At 71.0% G+C, this 1,214-nt stretch carries 1 protein-coding gene; it reads right to left on the reverse strand.

Annotated features, from left to right (window positions below; genetic code table 11):
* Nucleotides 1–76 precede the first annotated feature (76 nt).
* A complete protein-coding gene (gene cobT, locus ACOQFS_RS08475; protein WP_421562460.1) occupies nucleotides 77–1,144 on the reverse strand; it encodes a nicotinate-nucleotide--dimethylbenzimidazole phosphoribosyltransferase in 1,068 nt (355 codons plus the stop codon).
* Nucleotides 1,145–1,214 lie beyond the last annotated feature (70 nt).

The following is a 1,214-nucleotide window of genomic DNA, read 5'->3' on the forward strand; positions in this document are numbered from 1 at the left end:
ATCCACTGCGCACCGTGCCTTGCATCCCATCCCGACAAGGCCGCTGCGCGACCCCTGGGAGATCGTAAACACGTTCTTAGGCCGTCTGCGTGGCCACCCCCGCAGACGCAAAGCTCGCCATCTCGGCCAGCACGGCGCAGGCCGACTGCAACAGCGGCCAGGCCAGCGCCGCGCCCGAGCCCTCGCCCAGCCGCAGCCCCAGGTCCAGCAGCGGCTCGGCCTGCATCTGCGCCAGCATCAGCGCATGGCCGCGCTCGCCCGAGCGGTGGGCAAACACGCAGCGCTGCAGCACCGCCGGCTGCAACCGGCTGGCCACCAGCACGGCGGCGCTGGTGATGAAACCGTCGACCACGATCACGCGGCGCTCGGCTGCGGCCTGCAGCACCGCGCCGACCAGGGTGGCAACCTCGAAGCCGCCCAGCGCCGCCAGTGCCTCCAGCGGGCTGGTGGCTTCAGCATTCACGTCCAGCGCCTGCTGCAGCACGGCCCGCTTGCGCGCGATGCCCGCAGCGTCCAGACCCGTGCCCGCGCCGGTCACATCGGCCAGCGGCAGCCCTGCCAGCCGCGCCAGCAGCAGCGATGCCACCGAGGTGTTGCCAATGCCCATCTCGCCCAGCAGCACGGCGTTGCCGGGCAGGCTGCGCACCACGTCCATGCCGTTGGCAATGGCCTGCCTGCACTGCGCCGCCGTCATCGCCGGGCCCACCGAGGCATCGGCCGTGCCCGGTGCCACCTTGCGCACCAGCAGGCGCGTGGTGCCGGGCGCCTCGTGCGGCCCGACGTTGCGGGCCACGCCGCAATCCACCACCGTGAGCTGCAGGCCGTGCTGGCGCGCCAGCACGCTGACGGCGGCACCACCGGCCAGAAAGTTTTCCACCATCTGCCAGGTCACATCGCTGGGGAAGGCCGACACCCCCTTGGCCGCCAGGCCATGGTCGCCCGCGCACACCAGCATCTGCGGCTGAACCAGCGCTGGGGCGTCGGTGCCCAGCACCTGGCCCAGGCGCAGGGCCAGGGCTTCGAGCCGCCCCAAGGAGCCGAGGGGCTTGGTCTTGTTGTCCAGCAGATGCTGCAGGCGGGCGGTGAGAGCGGCGTCGGAAATATCGGCGACAGCGGGAAGTGCGAATTCGGCAATGGCTTGCATGGTGCGTGAAAGGCTGCGGAAAAAGGGGGGGGGGGGGGGGGGAAAAAAAAAAGAAAGGCCGGCTCAACCG

Source organism: Paracidovorax sp. MALMAid1276 (assembly GCF_049198005.1).
In the GTDB taxonomy this organism is placed as follows: domain Bacteria; phylum Pseudomonadota; class Gammaproteobacteria; order Burkholderiales; family Burkholderiaceae_C; genus Acidovorax.